Here is a 17,828-nt window from a genome sequence, read left to right as displayed (position 1 = left end):
TTATTCCTCTGATTCCTGTTGAGGCTTAGCAGTGTAAAATGCAGCCAAAATTAAGCCTAGTTCGAATAATAGCAGCATAGGTAATGCTAGTAATGTTTGTGACAGTACGTCTGGCGGTGTTAAGAACATGGCAATCACGAATACACCAACCACAATATAAGGCCGTTTTTCTTTTAAACTTTTTGTTGTTGTTGCGCCACTCCAACATAACAGCATAATAGCCACCGGTATTTCAAACGCAATGCCGAATGCAAAAAACAGTTTTAAAGCAAAGCCTAAATAGCTACTAATATCAGGCGCTAATGTCATCATATCAGGGCCCGTGCTAGTAAAAAATCCTAAAATAATAGGCAACACCACAAAGTAACAAAATGCGATTCCACTATAAAATAGCAAAATGCTAGAGGCTAGAATAGGCATGAGCATACGCTTTTCATGTTGATATAAGCCCGGTGCTATAAAACTCCAAACTTGATGCAATATCATTGGGATAGCAGCAAATAACGCAACAAATAAAGTGAGTTTAAACGGTGCAAAAAACGGTGATGTTACATCCGTTGCGATCATGGTGGCTGTGCTAGGCAAATTTGCGATTAATGGTGCTGCAATAAAATCATAAATATCGTTGGCAAAATACACCAAGCCGATAAATATTAGCAAAATGCTTAACAACGCTTTCATGAGTCGATTTCGTAACTCAATTAAGTGGCCAACAAAGCCTGTATGAGCTTGCTCGGTCATAGTTTATTATTCATCTTCATTATCATTGACCACAAAAGCAGAAATTAAATTCACTTTTTTTCATCATTATTCTTCGTTTCTAGTTGTTCGGATGTACGTTTCTTGTAACTGTGAGTTACTGATTGGGCTGCTTTTTGAAGCTCGTCCACAGAGCTTTTCAATTCAGGAGAAAGCTCCTGTAGGTTTTGTTGCTCTGCTTTTTTCAAGTCTTCATGAAGTTCATGGATACGAAGCTCTTCATTCACCTCAGCTTTGACTGAGTTAGCCACTGACTTTAGTGTTTTTATCCAGCGGTTTACCGTACGAATCGCCACAGGCAAGCGCTCTGGCCCTAAAACAATTAGACCTACTATCATTACAACAACGAGTTCCCACATCCCCATGCTGATTAAACCTTATGGTCGTCTTTGCTTTTCTCTGTGGTTTCTTTGTTTTGCGTAGTATTCGACGTTTGCTCTATTTTTTCGTTTTTTGAATTTGCTTGTTCATCATCAGATACTGCTTTTTTGAAGCCTTTAACAGCACTGCCTAAATCACCGCCGATGCCACGTAATTTTTTTGTGCCAAATAATAAAACGATGATTGCTAAAATGATGACTAATTGCCAAATACTGATACCACCAAAACCCATGGGTTACTCCAATTATTGTCAAATTTAATGAATTTACTTGTTTAGATTATACTCGCCAAAACATAAATAGCACTTAGTTTATGCGCTTCGCCATGCAGCAATAAAACCAATAACTGCAAGTGCTGTTGTGATACCAGCAGCAATTAGGTCATCCTGCAAATAACACAGGCCTGATACAATAAAGCAACTCCCCGCAAAAATACTTAAAAGTAAAGGTTTTGACGATGGCTGTGGCGGCAATTGTACAGGTTGTTGATGACGCTTTAAGTTTTGATAGATTAAATCCGGTAATTCGGGCATTTTTTCAGCCCAAAATGGTAGGTTTGCGTACATTTTTTTCATGACAGCCAGCGGGCCCACTTGTTCTTTGACCCAGTCTTCTAAAAATGGTTTAGCGGTTTTCCACAAATCGAGTTGAGGATAAAGTTGCCTACCAAGCCCTTCAACATACAACAGGGTTTTTTGTAGTAACACTAATTGTGGTTGAACCTGCATATTAAAGCGACGAGCTGTGTTGAACAAATTGACCAACACATGGCCAAATGAAATTTCAGCCAATGGTTTATTAAAAATAGGCTCACAGACAGTACGAATTGCAAATTCAAACTCTTCAATACAGGTATCGGCGGGCACCCAGCCTGAATCAACATGCAGCTGTGCAACTTGGCGGTAATCGCGGTTAAAAAAGGCGATAAAGTTTTCTGCAAGATAGCGTTTATCTTCGCGGTTTAAAGTACCCACGATGCCACAGTCAATGCCAATATATTGTGGGTTGTGCGGGTTTTCTCGCGAGACAAAAATATTACCTGGGTGCATATCTGCATGGAAAAAACTGTCACGGAACACTTGTGTAAAAAATACTTCAACGCCTCGCTCAGCGAGTAATTTCATGTTGGTATTTTGTGCAAGTAGTGCCTCTGTATCAGATACAGGAATACCATATATGCGTTCCATAACCAGCACATTACTGCGACTATAGTCACTGTAAACAAAAGGGATATAGAGTGAGTCAGATTCTTCGAAATTACGGCGCAGCTGAATCGCATTTGCACCTTCACGCATTAAATCAAGTTCATCAAGCAGTGTTTTTTTGTATTCGTTTACGACTTCGATAGGACGTAAGCGTTTTGCTTCTTTGAGTAGCTTGGCAACCAGCCTTGCCACTTTTTGCATGAGCATTAAGTCGGCATCAATTTGCTCTTTGATGTTAGGACGGATCACTTTGATCACCACATCTTGTGGCGCACCTTGCTCATCAATTAAGGTGGCAGTATGTACTTGTGCAATGGAAGCGGATGCCAGTGGTGTTTGCGAGAAATCGCTAAATAATTCACTAATATCGTTAATGCCAAGTGCTTTTTCAATCAGCTGTTGAGCAAGCTCACCTTCAAATGGTTCGACTTGATCTTGTAATAACGCTAATTCTAGAGCGACGTCGTGAGGGAGTAAGTCACGACGGGTTGAAAGCATTTGTCCAAATTTAATCCATACAGGGCCAAGTTTTTGTAAGGCTAAACGCAAACGCATCCCTGCAGGTTTATCTTTATGTTGGTTACGCAACCAAAATAAACTGCCGCGGGCTAGTTTGGCAAACCAAGGTACTTTTTTTTGTGGGATGAGCTCATCAAGGCCGTAGCAAAGTAATGTTTTGGTGATGAAGTATAGACGTGTAGTAGACACACAATATCCTTAGCAAACTAGCATGATTTCAATAGCGCATTGACTCGCATCTCCAGTTGAGATACTTGGCTTTTTAATTGACGGTTTTGTTGTTTAAATTCTGCTAATTCAAGCGGGTGGATTGTAACTGCTAGCTCATCTTGGCATAACGTTGTGAGTGTTTTTTCAAGTTTGCCTTTCATTTGCGCGCCACGTGTTTTGAGCGTTTGTAATGAAAGCCATAGTTGTTGAGCCGGCGCGTCGCCAATATAACGTGAGAAATGCTCTGGCCAATCAATATCAAGCTCTGCAAACGCATTACTGAATCCTTGCGCTATATTTAAATCGCCCTGTAAATCTAATTTATCTTGGCGAATTAGCTGAGTCAGCATTGCGGGATTTTTGAGTGTTAAAAGCGTATTTATATCAGCACTGATCATACAATCAAAACTCAGCTCTTCAGTGCTGTATAAATGGATTTGCTCGTTGCTGTAAACGCACAAAATGCGCTGTTGCCAGTCGCGGATCTCTATGAGTAATTGCTTATCGGCAATAGCAGCTAATCTATCCTTTAAAGAGTTATCTAGCTGCAAGACATGATTAACAACTCGTTCTACCAGTGATAATAGAGCATTTGCTAACATAATTTATGCCTTTTAGTACTTAAAGCCGCGGTGCAGGGCGACAATGCCACCGGTTAGGTTTTGGTAACTCGTTTGCTCAAAGCCTGCGTCTTCCATCATACCTTTGAGTGTTTCTTGATCTGGATGCATGCGAATAGATTCTGCAAGATATTGATATGACTCACTATCATTAGCAACAAGTTGACCCATTTTAGGGAGGATGTTAAACGAGTAGAAGTCGTAAGCTTTGCTGAGAATTTCTTGTTCAGGCTTTGAAAACTCAAGCACTAATAAACGGCCACCAGGCTTAAGAATTCTATACATTGAACGTAGTGCTTTATCTTTATCGGTCACATTACGAAGGCCGAATGCGATAGTGATTAAATCAAAGCTATTGTCAGGGAATGGCAGTGCTTCGGCATTCATTTGCACATATTCAATATTGCCAACGTGGCCTAGGTTTCTTAGCTTTTCACGGCCAACTTTAAGCATTGAAGAGTTAATATCACCAAGAACGACTTGTCCTGTGTCACCAACAAGCTGGCTAAATTTAGCTGTTAAATCACCCGTGCCACCGGCTAGGTCTAATACACGATGACCCTTGCGAACACCTGAACTTGCTATAGTTTGACGTTTCCATAAACGATGAATACCAAACGACATGAGATCATTCATTACATCATATTTTGCTGCAACTGAGTGGAATACATCTGCAACCATCGATGCTTTATCGTTTTCAGCAACGGTTTTATAGCCAAAATGCGTGGTCTTTTCTTGATTCTCGTTCATGATTAATCTCTATCGTGGCAATAAAGTCTAGTGTACTTGATTGTGGCTGTAGGGTGCAATTTGATTATAACTAAATCACCAGATTAGCGATTATTTTTATCATTAAGCGCAGGGTTACTGGCCTGCGATGAAACTGCTTTGACCCAGAGATTTAGCTTTCGCCGCTGCATGAGATGCTTTGCGGGCAAGATTGGTAAAGTCACCCTCGTTTTCATATTTGGCAATACCAAGGGCTAAGTGGATTGGAGGTAATTTAGTACCATTCTTTGAACTAACAAAACGAAGCTTCTCAACGCCATTACGGACTTTTTCAGCAATGACATTGGCCGTTTCAGGCTCTATGTCGGCAAGTAAGATAGTAAATTCATCTTTGCCTGTACGGCCAGGTAAACCACTTTCAAGTACATATTTTTGTACTTGCTTGGCGACTTTATTCAAAATAACCTCGCCAATGACATCACCATAATTATCAATAAAATGGTCAAGGTTTTCGATATGAATCGCAATTGCACATATCGCTTTGTTTTGGTCGAGCCATAACTGTGTCTGTTGGTTTAAATAATGACGCTTGTATAAACCTGTTTGCTGATCAGTTATGTGTTGCTTACGTAATTGCGTGAGTTGTTTTTGTGTTTTCTCTTGTAACGACTTGGCTTTGGCTATTTCTTGTTTAAATTGACGATGCTGAGCAAGTAGTTGCTCAGATTGCTTGCTCAGCATTTTTAACGCGTGGCGTGTTTGTTCTTTGTTGTTCTCATCAATTGCATGAACACAATCATTTATATGCTCGGCAAAACGAACAATGTGTTGTTCATTATTATTTGCGCCGCGAGATAAGGAATTAATAACAGAGTCAACGTTGCGAACAATGGCCGTTTTCATTTTGTGGCCTTGCTCAATGAAATCAAAATAAAGCTGTTCTATATAAACTGAATCGATAGAGACTTTTTGGGCTATTGCACGGTCGAGAGTGGCATTGAGTTTAGGATTTACTTGGCTGACGTAAGTGTAAACTACTTGGTAATTTAGCGGCGACGGCGGTAATGCGTGATGTTCTAAAAAGATACACACCTTCGTCATTTTTTCTTGGGCAATTACCATGGAATCATGGAACATCATTTTCAATACCACTAAATACGCATAACAACCATAAAATCATCTCCTCCGTAAGGTTTCTTTTGCTTCCAAGCAATAATCCGCAAATTATATTGATAATTTGTGTTCAATTAATTTGGGTATACCAGTCTACAGTAATCTGTAATGAGTCTATTTAAAAGCAAAATCGCTAACTTTGGAACATAAATTTGTTTCGTTTGGGTTCATTAGTTGATTTTATCGGCAACTTTAACAAGTGTAACTGAAAGCTGTATAAACACTGTGCATTGTTGATTCTGCAATGGTGTTTATTTGACCGTACTTTAGGTGAGCTTGGTCGCATTTGTTTGGGTTTTTTTACATGCTACGTTACTTTATCGATAAAGATTAAAATGAATAAGAAGCCCATGAGACAAACCCTATCTAGAACATTAAATCATTCACTGATTGCTGTTGCACTCGCCTGTACCTTAAGCGCATGTCAAATAACAAAAGTGGATGCTGATCAGCAGTTTACTCAAGTTGCGCAACACATTGTTGATTATCGAGCGAGTATTAATCCATATGGTAAGGCCGAAGGTGTTGATGGTTATTTATTAGAGAACCTTTCAGCCTCATTTCTTGAGAAAAAATATCAAAAAAATACTGAATTTCTTGCTGAGCTAGATGCAATTGACCGCGATAAGCTGTCGGAAGAAAATCGCATAAATTTAACGATTTTACGTGGGCAAGTACAAAATAGTGTCGATGAATATGTCTTTAATACGCATTATATGCCACTGACATCTGAGTATGGTTTTCACTCAAGCTTGTCGTTTATGATTTCAAGCTCAGACTACACAAAAGCAAGTGATTACGAGCTATATCTAGCAAAATTACAGCAAATACCACGCTTTTTTGAACAAAACATTGGTTGGATGCGTAAAGGCCTTGAAGTAGGGTTAACACAGCCCAAGGCGGTTTTAGAAGGGTATCAAGATTCAATTACTGCTTATATTGTTGATGATGCCACTCAGTCTGAGTTCTACAAACCATTTTTAAAAAATACTGCTGGTGTGAGTCATAGCAAATTCGTGAACTTACAACAGCAAGCAAAAAAAATTATCAAACAGCAAGTTATTCCTGCTTATAAAGATTATCTCACCTTCTTTAATGATGAATACCAACCAGGTGCACGCACTGATATTGGTATTTCTAGTACGCCAAACGGTAAAGCATTTTACGAAAACCGTGCAAAGTACTACACCACGACTGATATGACGCCAAAAGAAATCCATGAGTTGGGCCTTAAGGAAGTGGCGCGTATTCGTGCTGAAATGGATGAAATAATCAAAGAGGTAGGCTTTGAAGGTAGTTTTGCTGAATTTGTACATTTCTTGCGTACCGATCCGCAGTTTTATGCAAAAACACCAAAAGAATTATTGAAAGAAGCATCTTATATTGCGAAAAAAATGGATGCACAATTGCCTAAGTTATTCCATACCTTACCAAGAATGCCTTATGGCGTTGCGCCAGTGCCTGAAAGTATTGCTCCTAAATATACGACCGGACGATACTCGGGTTCGCGTCGTGATGATCAAGCCGGCTACTATTGGGTCAATACGTATGCACTGGATAAGCGTCCACTCTATGTACTCGAAGCGTTAACACTTCATGAAGCTGTGCCTGGTCATCATTTACAAATATCACTCAATGCTGAGCTTGAGTCATTACCAAGTTATCGTCGCAATGCATATTTATCGGCATTTGGTGAAGGTTGGGGGCTTTATTCAGAATTTTTAGGCATAGAAGCTGGCTTTTACCAAGACCCTTACAGTGACTTTGGTCGCCTAACTTACGAAATGTGGCGAGCTGCGCGTTTAGTGGTTGATACTGGCATGCACATGTATGGTTGGAGTCGTGAGCGGGCTATGAAGTTTATGAGTGAAAATACTGCACTGTCATTACATAACGTTAAAACGGAAACCGATCGTTATATTTCTTGGCCAGCGCAGGCGCTCTCTTACAAAATTGGTGAGCTAACAATTAAGCGCTTGCGTCATGAAGCGGAACAAGCACTAGGACAAGATTTTGATGTGCGAGAGTTCCATCATCAAATTTTGCGTCATGGCTCGGTTCCTATGTCTGTACTTGAAGAGCAAATTCAGCTTTATATTAACGCTGAACTTGCAAAAAAAGCGTAACAGACAGAGAGTTTAAAAAAGGCGTGTTTAAAACACGCCTTTTTGTTTATTGCGTGTATTTTAAACTACTTATATGATTTGCAGGAAATCGTCACTACAAAGGGGCCTTGAATGAGTGATTTTATAATTTTCAGTATTGATGTATTTGCCAGCTTATTTATCTTTTTACTTGGAGTTGGATTGCTGGTGATAATCTGTTTTTACATCAGTGATGTAACCCAGTCTAAACATGCTATTCGTCGCAATTATCCTGTGATAGGACGGTTTCGTTATTTTTTTGAGCGCCAAGGCGAGTTTTTTCGTCAGTACTTTTTTGCAATGGACAGGGAAGAGCTTCCTTTTAACCGTGCAGAGCGTAGCTGGGTGTACCGAGCAGCCAAAAATGTGGATCGCACGACCGCATTTGGATCAACACAAAGTTTAGAAACAACAGGCACTGTAATGTTTATGAACTGTGCATTTCCAACGTTGGATGAAGAAGCGCTTGAACCTAGTTATGTCACTTTAGGCCCATATTGTGAGCAGCCCTATTCGACTAATTCGTTATTTAACATTTCGGGCATGAGCTTTGGTGCATTGTCTAAACCTGCTGTGCGAGCATTATCGCGAGGCGCTAAACTGGCTGGTTGTTGGATGAATACGGGGGAGGGGGGATTAAGCCCATATCACCTTGAAGGAGGGGCTGACATTGTATTTCAGATTGGCACAGCTAAATACGGTGTGCGAGATGAACAAGGCAAGCTTAGTCTCGAAAAGCTAAAGTCCATCGCTGAACACGAACAAGTTAAGATGTTTGAAATAAAGATGAGTCAGGGCGCTAAACCAGGTAAAGGTGGCATGTTGCCAGGTCGTAAAGTTACAGCTGAAATTGCCAAAATTCGAGGGATCCCAGAGGGACATGACTCTATTAGCCCTAATGGTCATCCCGAAATTAAAACACCCGCTCATTTGCTCGATATGATCGCAACCGTGCGCTCTACAACAGGTAAACCTACCGGTTTTAAGGCTGTGATTGGTGAATATGCGTGGCTGGAAACTTTATTTAGTGAAATTAATAATCGCGGGATTGAGTCTGCACCCGACTTCATAACAATCGATAGCGCGGATGGTGGTACAGGTGCGGCACCACAACCTTTAATGGATTCTGTTGGTTTGCCGCTTAAGGAAAGCCTGCCTTTAGTGGTTGATTTACTGAAAAAACATGGCCTGAGAGAGCGTGTTAAAGTGATTGCTTCTGGAAAGTTAATTGTGCCTTCAAAGGTTGCATGGGCACTTGCACTGGGTGCTGATTTTATTGTTTCGGCGCGCGGACATATGTTTTCATTGGGCTGTATTCAAGCACTGCAATGTAATAAAGATACTTGCCCTACTGGCATAACAACGCACAATGAACGCTTACAACGAGGTTTAGATGTAACGGATAAAGCACAGCGCGTCGCTAACTATAATAAATATATTCACTACGGTGCAGGGCTCATTGCTCATTCCTGTGGCGTATCAAGTGCCAGAGAACTTGCTCGTCATCATGTGCGTGTGGTGCAAGAGAATGGCTTATCAGAGCCGCTCGATAAAATGTACGAACATTATCAGTAAAGAACAAAGGCGCTCAATGCGCCTTTATTTAATTTAGTAAGCTGACAAGCAATGAGTAAAACTCATCTTTAGAGGTGCAACTTGTTGCATTGAGCATGAGTTGTTCACCCAGCACTAACGTTTGTTGTTGTACAGCCAGTCGAGCTTGCTCATCTTCTATACCATCAATATCAGCAACATGTGCGAGGCCAATCGTACGGCGAATAAGCTCAGCACCACAATAACCAATCGCGTCACGCAATACATCGTGTAAATAATCTTCGGTAAATGCGTTACTTGCAAAGCTAACATCCGTTGTTTCGCTATTTGCAAGACGTAGCCAATGTTGTTCAAATTGGTTATAGCAATCTTGTAAGCAGGTTAATAAATGTGTTTGATATTGACGGCGCTTTGCAAGCTCAGTAATACGACCATTTTGAGCACAATAGTTTAGTAACAGATTGCCCATAAAAGAACCAATATCGAAGCCAATAGGGCCAAAAAAGCCAAATTCGGGGTCTATCATTTTGGTGCTGTTTGCATCCACAAAAATGCTGCCACTGTGCATGTCACCGTGTAATAAAGTTTGTGGGCTCGATAGGAACTTAGCTTTTAACTTGGCTGCTGCAAGTTTTAGAGCCTGATTATTACGAATACTCTCTACATGACTTTTAAGTTCGATGGGAAAGTTATTTCGCTCATGCTCGATATAGGGATCTGTAAAAAACAAATCTTCAGTAATTTTGCACAAGTCAGGGTTAATAAATTGACTGACTTTGGCCTTTTTATCTTCTGCAGATAAATAAAAATCAGAGTTATAAAAGCTTGTATAGCTTAGATAAAGTGCGACATGACTTGCCAGCTTTGGAAATTGCTCTGCATTGTTTTGTGCACTACGCAATATTTGTAGATGCCCCAAGTCTTCAAGAACCGTTAATGCTAAATCAGCATTGTGATGCAAAATCGCGACGGTATGCTCGGGGCATAATTGACCATGATTGATAAGTACTTCGGCTTCAATACGTGCTCTATCTAATGATAATGGCCACGACTCACCAACACAGCGGGCGTAGGGTAAAGCCTGTTTGAGAATTACGCTGTTACCATCTTGATCTGCGATACGAAAAACAAGGTTTAAATTACCATCACCAAACTCATACGCGTTGAGCTCTGCATTATCAGCGAAAACAGTAATCAACTCTTTTTTGATGATCTCTTTAATATAATCAATAGCATGCTCTGCAGTGAAGGCTATGTAGTTCGCCATGGTTTCATCTCATTGAAAAGTAACTTTAAGCATTCTATACCTTCATGCGTTTAGATGTCCATACATCTAGCTTGTTAGTTGTGAAAACTGCTGTAGAATAGCAATCTGCTAATTAAGTAACTTGGACTTACTATGAAAGACCTCATCGCAAATAGCATCAAATACCAAAGTGGTACTTTAACAGTGCTTGACCAGTATTTACTGCCTCATCAACAACATTGGCATGTATGTCACGATGTTGCAGCAATGAAAGATCTGATTTTAACGTTGAAAATACGTGGAGCACCTTTGATTGGTCTAGGAGCCAGCTTGCTTGTAGCTCATTTGGCTGAGCAAGGCATGAGTAAAGAAGCGCTTGCAGATGCGATTGATGAGTTAGAGTCTACCAGACCAACGGCTGTGAATCTGATGCATTGCATGACCAAGCTGCGAGAGGCTTTAGCAAAAAGTGACTTTGTTGAAGAGATGGTTAAAACAGCAGAGCAGTTATTTAATGAGGATATAGCGCTTTGCGATAGCATGGCTGAACATGGTGCAAACCTTGTATTAAAAGGCGATAACATTCTTACCCATTGTAATACAGGTGCATTAGCTACTGCGGGCATTGGTACTGCACTAGGTGTGATATATAAAGCACAACAACGCCACGGTGATATTCACGTATGGGTTGATGAAACAAGACCTTTATTACAAGGTGGCCGACTTACCGCGTTCGAGCTTGAATGTTGGCAAATACCGTACACATTAATTTGCGATAATATGGCTGCAAGTCTAATGGCAGCGGGTAAAGTCGATAAAATCTTTGTTGGGGCAGACCGTATTGCCGCTAATGGGGATTTTGCCAATAAAGTAGGCACCTACAATCTTGCTGTTTTAGCTCACTTTCATAATATCCCATTTTATGTTGTTGCGCCTCTCACTACGTTAGATACAAAAACAGCCTGCGGTGATGATATTGAAATCGAACAGCGCAGCCCCATTGAGGTACGTGGTGTGAGTGGCAGCTTTGGCGAAGCCTTGTGGGCTCCTAATAACGCACAGGTTTATAATCCCGCTTTTGACGTCACGCCGGCTAAGCTAGTAACAGGGTGGGTACTTGATACGGGCGTTTATAATCAAGCAGACATTGCCCGTGGGGCATTAAGGGAGTTAAAATAGCGATTTGGGAAAGCGCTTACTTATAAGCGCTTTACTGGTTTTGAAGGGGGCTTTTCACCACATAAACCCACGCATTTGCTCCACACTGAAACTGCTGTGCAATCCGTTGATAATCATCAACCTCATACTCATCAGCTTGGGCAAGCTCTTGCTTTGTAATTGCGTAAATTGTGCCATTAACTGTGTCGTTTTGATTCCCAGTGTAAAATAGGGCAGGATGAAAACGCTGCCCACTACTTTTTAAAACAGCCGCATCAGTAATTTCAATTTCGCCAATGACATAACCTAATAAGGTAGCTGACTGACCTTCGAGTAAGCGCCCAAAAGTGTCTAGCTGAACTTGCGGGTATTGCAACGTCCCATATGAAAACAACTTTTCCATGTTAATCCAGTAACGGGAAACGTTTAGCGATGGCTGATTCTGTACTTTTAGCAACCCATCCTTCGGTATTATTAAATAAGCGAATTGCTGTAAATTCAGGATTACTGCCCATATCAAACCAATGGGGGGTAAGCTCTGGCACAGAAATCAAGTCACCTTGCTCGCAAAGCACTTGATAGACCTTATCGTTTAAATGTAAGCAAAATAACCCTTGGCCTTTTACAAAAAAGCGCACTTCATCTTCGCTGTGAGTATGTTCAAATAAAAACTTGCTACGTAATTCCGCTGCATTCGGGTTACCTTTAGCCAGTGAAATAACATCGACAGTTTGATAGCCCCCTTCGCTCTTAAGCTGTTCTATATCGTTATCATAGGCAGCTAAAATTGCGTCATGACTGGTGCTTTCATCAATATGCTGAGTTGCTTTCCATTGCTCGAAACGTACCCCTACTGCTTTAAGTTCTTTTGCTATGGCGCTTAAGTCTTCACTATAAAACAATACATCGTCAGCGTTGTTATCATTAAAAATCGTTAATTGACTCATGCTAAAAGCTCCGCGCTAAATGTCGTAAAATCATTAATATATGGGTGCGCGTCACTCACTTGTTGGCCATCACGAACAAGGTGCAAGGTACGAAGACCCGCAGCTTTTGCAGCATTAAGCTCTGCTTCCACATCGCTTAAGAACAACACCTCTGCGGCGTCAAATGGCAACTCTGCAATAATATTCTCGTAAGAGTGCTGCTGTTGCTTAGCGCCAACTTTAGTGTCAAAGTAGTTGCTGAACAAAGGTCTAATATCGCCGTAATCAGAAAACTCAAAAATAAGGTGCTGCGCTTTTACTGAGCCAGAAGAGTACACATACAGGTTTTTTCCTGCTTGTTTTTGAGCTTGCAAGAAATCATAAGCATCAGGGTAAATATGACCTGTAAAATCGCCATTTTCATAACCTGTTTGCCAAATTAAACCCTGTAATTGTTTTAATGGTGTGACTTTTTGGTCTGTTGCAATCCAATGTAGCAAGGTATTTATTACTGTTTCTAAGTCAGCTTCTGGCTGCTCAATGTGCGCTTTGACTGCGCTTATCTGCTCTACAACGTCAGGGTCGTTCTTGTGTGTTTTAATAAACTCAGGGAGTTGCCCTGCAGCATAAGGAAATAACACATCTTTGACAAATGAGATGCGTGTAATCGTTCCTTCAATATCGGTTAAAATTGCTTTGATCATAATTGCACTCCAGCTTGAATGCCCTCTAGTTTTAGACGTTCGAGCTCACAACTGAATAAAAACTCTAGCCCTTCTAAGTGGCGTAAAACTTCTTTAATGTCTCTGCCTACAACGTATAAACCATGACCACGAATAAGCACCGCATGTTCAATTGGTGTGTGCAAGTGATGATCGCTGACTAATAAGCTAAGACGGTCAATATCTTGGTCATTATCAAAAATAGGAATACTAAGTGTATCTAGATGTGATTTTACCCCACTCAAGGCTTTTTGCATTTCGTAGCCATGTAAATGAATGGCATGACCTTTGATTACGCGAGATAATACCGTTGCAGCTACTGAGTGGGTGTGAAGAACAAACTTTGCTGAAGGGATCAGCTTATACATGTTCAAGTGAAGCTCTGTTTCTGCGGATGGTTTACCTGAGCCCTTAGTGCGGTTTCCGTTATGATCAAACTCAATAAATGCATGGGTACCAAGTTGGCCTTTATCAAAACCACTGGCGGTGACCACATAACCACTTTCTGTACGAGCTGAGAAGTTACCACCAGTAGCAGGAACCCAACCACGTTGGCTTACCCACTTACCAGCTTCAATTAGTTCTGAAATAGCGGTATTGTTATGCATACATTCCTCGACATTCTAAAAGTTTTTTAGACGGCTATACATCTGTTTTAAGCAATGATAGCATCGCTTCGGGCGCAAAACCATCTTTAAGGAATCTCTGTGTTTGAAAGTAAATTACCAAACTTAGGCATCAGTATTTTTAGTCAAATGACAGCTTTGGCAAATCAGCATCAAGCTATTAATTTATCTCAGGGTTTTCCTGAATTCGATGCGCCTGAATTGCTAAAAAAACAGCTCAACCATTATGTGTTAGAAGGCTTTAATCAATACGCACCTTCTAGTGGCATTGTGCGCCTGCAACAGCAAATTGCGGCACTGATAGCTAGAAAATACCATAACAACATAGATTATGAGCAACAAGTAACGGTGACATCAGGCGCAACCGAAGCATTATTTGTTGCCATTCAAACGCTTGTAAAAGAGGGTGATGAAGTAGTGGTGTTTGATCCCGCTTATGACTCATACCAACCAGCGATTGAGCTGGCTGGTGGGCGATCGGTTCATGTGGCATTACAGGCTCCTGATTATCGTATTGATTGGCAAGTCGTTGCGAATACTATTAGTGAAAAAACCCGTGCTATTATTATCAATACACCACACAACCCGAGTAGCAAAACGCTTAAAGCTGAAGACTTTTCAGCACTTAAGGATCTTGTTAAAAAACATGATTTATATGTCATCAGTGATGAAGTTTATGAGCATATTATTTTCGATAAAGAAGCTCATTTAAGTGTACTCACTGACGCAGAATTGTTTGCTCGCAGTTTTGTCATTTCAAGCTTTGGTAAAACCTTCCACAGTACGGGGTGGAAAATGGGTTACTGTGTGGCACCGAGTGAGTTAATGGAGGAGTTTCGTAAAATTCATCAATACGTGACATTTTCTAGTTTTACTCCTGCACAGCATGCACTCGCTGATATGTTAGAGTTAAAACCTGAGCATGTTGAGCAGTTAAATGAATTTTATCAGCAAAAGCGTGACTTACTAAGTGAAGCATTAAAAGAAAGCCGTTTCACTATTTTGCCAAGTGAAGGAACCTATTTTTTATTGCTTGATTACAGTGACGTGTCTGATTTAGATGATGTTGAGTTTTGTCATTGGTTAGTTGAGCAAGCAGGTGTGGCGGCAATTCCATTGAGTGTGTTTTACAGCACTCAGAGTCACGATAAAGTGATACGGTTATGTTTTGCCAAAAATGATGACACGTTAAAACGTGCCGCGGAGATTTTATGTCAACTTTAACCTTAGCCTTAGTACAGTCATCACTGCATTGGCTTGATAAAAGCGCTAACCTTGCACACTTTACTGAGCAACTTAATAGTTTTAATGAGCAAGTTGATTTAATCGTATTACCAGAAACCTTTGCCACTGGTTTTGCGATTAATCTTGATTGCAGTGAGCCAGAGCAAGGTGAAGTACTAAATTGGTTACAAGCCACAGCAAAGCAAAAGAATGCCGTGATTGCTGGCTCTGTGCTGGTTGCGCAAGGAGACAAAAAGGCAAACCGCTTTTATTGGGTTTGGCCAAATGGTGAAGTGAGATTTTACGATAAACGCCATTTATTCTGCTTAGGTAACGAAGGCGATTATGTTATTGCAGGTAAACAGCGTGAGGTGTTCACCATCAATGATTTTCGTATTCTCCCACAAGTGTGTTATGACTTACGCTTTCCCGTGTTTCAGCGTAATAGTGATGATTATGATGTAATGATTAATATCGCAAACTGGCCAGCAGCCAGACGTCATGTATGGGACACATTATTAAAAGCACGAGCGATGGAAAATCTTTGTTATGTTGCAGGTGTCAATCGCATCGGTGAAGATGGCAATGATGTTGCCCACAGTGGTGGCACAGCAATTTATGATTTTAAAGGGGATACGCTTGCTAAGCTAGATGATAATCAGTCGGGTATTATTATTCAGCATATAGAAAAATCGCCGCTGGAGGATTTTCGTCGTACTTTTCCTGCCCACTTAGATGCTGATCAATTTCAGTTACTCTAAGCCGAACCCTTAAAAATTTGTTAAACTCATGGTTGTTTTTTTTACTGTAAGCAATCATGAGTTACAAAATCACGCCTGTTATTCTTGCTGGTGGCATCGGCTCTCGGCTATGGCCATTGTCGCGTAAAGCAATGCCTAAACAATTTTTATCTTTGCTTAGTGATGAGTCACTGCTACAAAGTACTTTGAAACGGGTGATAAGCTCACGCTTCAATCCGCCTATTTTGGTATGCAATGAAGAGCATCGCTTTATTGCGAAGTCACAGGTATCTGAAGTCGTTGATGACTTTACTTTGCTACTTGAGCCAGAAGGTAAAAACACGGCGCCAGCTATCGCACTAGCCGCTGAATATGCAGTGCAAAATGGTTTAATGGATCCGTTATTAGTCATGCCCGCTGATCACCATATTAGTGATTTTGAAAAGTTAATAGCGCGCTTAGATGACGCTATTGCTCTTTGCGAACAACAGCAACTAATAACATTTGCAATTAAACCGACCGCACCACATACCGGTTATGGTTACATCCGCCAAGGTGAAGAGCTAAGCCATGAAGGGTGTTTTAAGGTTGTAGAGTTTAAAGAAAAGCCAGCTCAAACGCTGGCAGAGCAATACGTACTTAGTGGTGACTATAACTGGAATAGTGGCATGTTTTTGTTTCTACCTAATGTGTATTTAAACGAGCTTAACCGCTTTGCACCAAAAATAGCAGAAAGTGTCACTAAGGCTGCTGAATTTAAAGAAGATCTAGGTTTTCTCAGGCCGAATAACACAGTACTTAGTACATGCCCAAGTGACTCAATTGATTACGCTATTTTAGAGCGTAGTGACAAGGTCGCAGTGATCCCGATTGATTTAAATTGGAGTGATATAGGGAGCTTTTCTGCGCTTTCGAAACTTGCTGATAAAGACCCGTTTGGTAATTACTTAAGCTCACAAGGGGTGAGCGTTGATAGCGATAATAATCTACTAATAAGCGAAGCCGATCATACAATTGCCGCGTTAGGGGTGACTAATAAAGCAATTATACATACCCATGATGCGACTTTAGTCGCTGATAAAAATGCCCTTAATAAACTCCCTGAGTTACTCAAACAACTTACTGTATCAGCAAGTGATAAACTAACGCACCATCAAGTCGTATTTAGGCCATGGGGTAACTATCGCACATTGGTAGAAAGCGTTGGTTTTAAAGTAAAAAAAATTAGCGTCAATTGTGGCGCTACGCTGTCTACACAACGGCATCAACATCGAGCAGAGCATTGGGTTGTGGTTTCAGGTATTGCAAGTGTACGTGTGGGCGATGATGAATTTGAACTAAGTGCCGATCAGTCTTGCTACATTGCAGCAAAGCAAATACATCGCTTAGCTAACTATTATCATGAGCCACTTGTTGTTATTGAGGTGCAAACCGGTGCTGTTTTAGATGAATGCGATATTGAACGTTTTGAAGATGAGTATGGCCGAAATGGCCACAACTCTTGACGCTTAAGTAAGTTGCGCTTACTGAAAACGCTATTATGCTCTTTACTCAAGAGGCAAGCTAAACTAAACCAATAGCGAGCCCTAAAATGAGTACCAGCCAGAAAATAGCGGTCTCTCTGAAATGGTTCAACAGCCAAAAATAAATTAACGCGAGTACCCCAGAAATGGCAGCGCTAACAATGGATGCAATGAAACCAAGGCCGAACATTAGGTTAAACAACAACACAATAGCTGTGTAAATACCCGCACATAAACTGGGTCGTTCGGTATTTATTAACAGCTTTAATAATGCAACTAAAATTAAAATTTTAAAAATCAGCATAAGTCCTATCCTTGGTTCTGTAGTGCGTTAATTATCATTACTTGAGTAACGGTACTTTGTATATTT

19 protein-coding genes are annotated in these 17,828 nt (G+C 40.7%); 6 read left to right on the top strand and 13 right to left on the bottom strand.

The window, feature by feature from the left end:
* From tatC to L3Q70_RS16000, 7 genes are all read right to left on the bottom strand, one after another.
* Complete coding sequence (gene tatC / locus L3Q70_RS16030) at positions 1-741, bottom strand: twin-arginine translocase subunit TatC (RefSeq protein ID WP_062567518.1); 741 nt, start codon at positions 739-741, stop codon at positions 1-3.
* 50 nt (positions 742-791) lie between these two features.
* Positions 792-1,124 (bottom strand): Sec-independent protein translocase protein TatB, encoded by a 333-nt coding sequence (tatB, locus tag L3Q70_RS16025; RefSeq protein ID WP_062567519.1) that lies wholly within the window; start codon positions 1,122-1,124, stop codon positions 792-794.
* A 5-nt stretch (positions 1,125-1,129) separates the two neighbouring features.
* Positions 1,130-1,372, bottom strand: coding sequence for a Sec-independent protein translocase subunit TatA (tatA, locus tag L3Q70_RS16020; RefSeq protein ID WP_062567520.1), 243 nt, complete (start codon positions 1,370-1,372; stop codon positions 1,130-1,132).
* Between the two features lie 78 nt (positions 1,373-1,450).
* Positions 1,451-3,052, bottom strand: a complete 1,602-nt coding sequence (ubiB, locus tag L3Q70_RS16015; RefSeq protein ID WP_062567521.1) for a ubiquinone biosynthesis regulatory protein kinase UbiB — start codon at positions 3,050-3,052, stop codon at positions 1,451-1,453.
* A 17-nt stretch (positions 3,053-3,069) separates the two neighbouring features.
* Positions 3,070-3,675 carry an SCP2 sterol-binding domain-containing protein gene (locus L3Q70_RS16010; RefSeq protein ID WP_062567522.1) on the bottom strand — a complete coding sequence of 202 codons (606 nt, stop codon included), beginning with the start codon at positions 3,673-3,675 and terminating at the stop codon, positions 3,070-3,072.
* Positions 3,676-3,687: 12 nt separating this feature from the next.
* On the bottom strand, positions 3,688-4,443 hold the full coding sequence (ubiE, locus tag L3Q70_RS16005; protein ID WP_237114586.1) for a bifunctional demethylmenaquinone methyltransferase/2-methoxy-6-polyprenyl-1,4-benzoquinol methylase UbiE: 756 nt from the start codon (positions 4,441-4,443) through the stop codon (positions 3,688-3,690).
* 114 nt (positions 4,444-4,557) lie between these two features.
* On the bottom strand, positions 4,558-5,544 hold the full coding sequence (locus tag L3Q70_RS16000) for a GGDEF domain-containing protein (protein ID WP_237115282.1): 987 nt from the start codon (positions 5,542-5,544) through the stop codon (positions 4,558-4,560).
* Positions 5,545-5,945: 401 nt separating this feature from the next.
* On the opposite strand from L3Q70_RS16000, the gene L3Q70_RS15995 reads away from it, so the two are divergent.
* Both L3Q70_RS15995 and L3Q70_RS15990 read left to right on the top strand, forming a co-directional pair.
* The gene (locus L3Q70_RS15995; protein ID WP_062567524.1) at positions 5,946-7,721 is read left to right on the top strand and encodes a DUF885 domain-containing protein; all 1,776 of its coding nucleotides are present in this window, start codon (positions 5,946-5,948) and stop codon (positions 7,719-7,721) included.
* Between the two features lie 111 nt (positions 7,722-7,832).
* Positions 7,833-9,314: an FMN-binding glutamate synthase family protein gene (locus L3Q70_RS15990; protein ID WP_237114585.1), complete on the top strand. Its 1,482-nt coding sequence runs from the start codon at positions 7,833-7,835 to the stop codon at positions 9,312-9,314.
* A 28-nt stretch (positions 9,315-9,342) separates the two neighbouring features.
* Here L3Q70_RS15990 and mtnK read toward each other — a convergent pair whose 3' ends face one another.
* Positions 9,343-10,560 (bottom strand): S-methyl-5-thioribose kinase, encoded by a 1,218-nt coding sequence (gene mtnK / locus L3Q70_RS15985; protein WP_062567526.1) that lies wholly within the window; start codon positions 10,558-10,560, stop codon positions 9,343-9,345.
* 132 nt (positions 10,561-10,692) lie between these two features.
* Between mtnK and mtnA the strand changes: the two genes are divergently transcribed.
* The gene (gene mtnA, locus L3Q70_RS15980; RefSeq protein ID WP_193987987.1) at positions 10,693-11,718 is read left to right on the top strand and encodes an S-methyl-5-thioribose-1-phosphate isomerase; all 1,026 of its coding nucleotides are present in this window, start codon (positions 10,693-10,695) and stop codon (positions 11,716-11,718) included.
* 31 nt (positions 11,719-11,749) lie between these two features.
* Here the strand turns inward: mtnA and L3Q70_RS15975 are convergent, their stop codons facing one another.
* The 4 genes from L3Q70_RS15975 to L3Q70_RS15960 are packed head-to-tail and all read right to left on the bottom strand — an operon-like array spanning position 11,750 to position 13,953.
* A complete protein-coding gene (locus L3Q70_RS15975) occupies positions 11,750-12,100 on the bottom strand; it encodes a gamma-glutamylcyclotransferase family protein (RefSeq protein WP_193987986.1) in 351 nt (116 codons plus the stop codon).
* Position 12,101: 1 nt separating this feature from the next.
* Complete coding sequence (locus tag L3Q70_RS15970) at positions 12,102-12,644, bottom strand: acireductone dioxygenase (RefSeq protein WP_062567529.1); 543 nt, start codon at positions 12,642-12,644, stop codon at positions 12,102-12,104.
* Entirely contained in the window at positions 12,641-13,327 is a 687-nt protein-coding gene (mtnC, locus tag L3Q70_RS15965) for an acireductone synthase (protein ID WP_062567530.1), read from the bottom strand. The genes L3Q70_RS15970 and mtnC overlap by 4 nt, the downstream gene beginning before the upstream one ends.
* Positions 13,324-13,953: a methylthioribulose 1-phosphate dehydratase gene (locus L3Q70_RS15960; RefSeq protein ID WP_062567531.1), complete on the bottom strand. Its 630-nt coding sequence runs from the start codon at positions 13,951-13,953 to the stop codon at positions 13,324-13,326. The genes mtnC and L3Q70_RS15960 overlap by 4 nt, the downstream gene beginning before the upstream one ends.
* Positions 13,954-14,052: 99 nt before the next feature.
* Here L3Q70_RS15960 and L3Q70_RS15955 point away from each other — a divergent pair, with 99 nt between their 5' ends.
* The 3 genes from L3Q70_RS15955 to L3Q70_RS15945 are packed head-to-tail and all read left to right on the top strand — an operon-like array spanning position 14,053 to position 17,440.
* Positions 14,053-15,195: a methionine aminotransferase gene (locus L3Q70_RS15955; protein WP_062567532.1), complete on the top strand. Its 1,143-nt coding sequence runs from the start codon at positions 14,053-14,055 to the stop codon at positions 15,193-15,195.
* A complete protein-coding gene (locus tag L3Q70_RS15950) occupies positions 15,183-15,956 on the top strand; it encodes an amidohydrolase (protein ID WP_237114584.1) in 774 nt (257 codons plus the stop codon). The genes L3Q70_RS15955 and L3Q70_RS15950 overlap by 13 nt, the downstream gene beginning before the upstream one ends.
* A 56-nt stretch (positions 15,957-16,012) precedes the next feature.
* A complete protein-coding gene (locus tag L3Q70_RS15945; RefSeq protein WP_237114583.1) occupies positions 16,013-17,440 on the top strand; it encodes a mannose-1-phosphate guanylyltransferase/mannose-6-phosphate isomerase in 1,428 nt (475 codons plus the stop codon).
* A gap of 58 nt (positions 17,441-17,498) precedes the next feature.
* Here L3Q70_RS15945 and L3Q70_RS15940 read toward each other — a convergent pair whose 3' ends face one another.
* Positions 17,499-17,762, bottom strand: a complete 264-nt coding sequence (locus L3Q70_RS15940; protein ID WP_237114582.1) for a hypothetical protein — start codon at positions 17,760-17,762, stop codon at positions 17,499-17,501.
* Positions 17,763-17,828 lie beyond the last annotated feature (66 nt).

The organism is Pseudoalteromonas sp. CF6-2, from assembly GCF_021729425.1.
GTDB lineage: Bacteria > Pseudomonadota > Gammaproteobacteria > Enterobacterales > Alteromonadaceae > Pseudoalteromonas > Pseudoalteromonas arabiensis.
This window is presented reverse-complemented; position numbering and strand designations above follow the sequence as displayed.